This is a genomic window from Halomonas sp. 707D4, assembly GCF_024158685.1.
In the GTDB taxonomy this organism is placed as follows: Bacteria; Pseudomonadota; Gammaproteobacteria; order Pseudomonadales; family Halomonadaceae; genus Vreelandella.
Window position 1 is genome coordinate 1 of sequence record NZ_JAMZBD010000719.1, and the last position, 1,126, is coordinate 1,126.

At 64.4% G+C, this 1,126-nt stretch carries 1 protein-coding gene; it reads right to left on the reverse strand.

Features of this window, described 5'->3' with window-relative positions; genetic code table 11:
* Positions 1 to 1,126, reverse strand: a 1,126-nt coding sequence (locus tag BIS11_RS18190) for a DNA gyrase subunit A (protein WP_301286520.1), incomplete at both ends; no start/stop codon positions are given.

A 1,126-nucleotide genomic window follows, 5' to 3' on the forward strand; every position in this document is an offset into this window, starting at 1 on the left:
GTACTGATCGCGCACCGCGTGAAGCTCCTCGCGAATCACTTCCATCAGGCGGTCGGCGGAGGCGAGGATCTCGGTCAGCTCGGCGATGCGCTGCAGGATCGCCAGGTACTCGTCGAGCAGCTTCTCGGTCTCGAGCCCGGTCAGGCGATGCAGGCGCAGCTCCAGAATCGCCTGGGCCTGGGCCGGCGAGAGCCGGTACTCGGTGGCCGACGTGTTGAGGCCGAACCCTTCGTCGAGATCGTCCGGCTTGCAGGAGGTCGCACCCGCGCGCTCGAGCATGCCGGTCACCTGGCCGGGCTGCCACACTTTCTCCAGCAGCTTCTCCTTCGCCTCGGCGGCGTTGGGAGAGGCCTTGATCAGCTCGATCACTTCGTCGATGTTGGAGATCGCGACGGTCAGGCCTTCGAGGATGTGGCCGCGTTCGCGCGCCTTTCTGAGCTCGAACAGCGTACGGCGGGTGACGACTTCGCGACGGTGGCGAATGAACGCCTCGAGCATCTCCTTCAAATTCAGCGTGCGCGGCTGGCCGTTCTCCAGCGCCACCATGTTGATGCCGAAGACGTTCTGGAGCTGGGTCTGGGCGAACAGGTTGTTGACCACCACCTCGCCGGATTCACCGCGCTTGATCTCGATGACCACGCGCAGGCCTTCCTTGTCGGACTCGTCGCGAAGCTCGGCGATGCCCTCGATGCGCTTCTCCTTCACCAGCTCGGCGATCTTCTCGATCAGCCGCGCCTTGTTCACCTGGTAGGGCAGCTCGGTGATGATGATGTGGTCGCGCCCGGTCTTGTCGTGGTGCTCGATGGTGTGCGCGGCGCGCACGTAGATGCGCCCGCGCCCGGTGCGATAGGCATCGAGGATGCCCGCGCGACCGTTGATGATGCCCGCGGTGGGGAAGTCCGGTCCCGGGATGTAGGCCATCAAATCATCGATGGTCAGCGTATAGTCGTCGATCAGTGCCAGGCAGCCGTCGATGACTTCGCGCATGTTGTGCGGCGGGATGTTGGTCGCCATGCCCACGGCAATGCCCGAGGAGCCGTTGATCAGAAGGTTCGGCACCTTGGTCGGCAGCACGTCCGGAATCCGCTCGGTGCCGTCGTAGTTGTCGACCCAGTCGACGGTATCC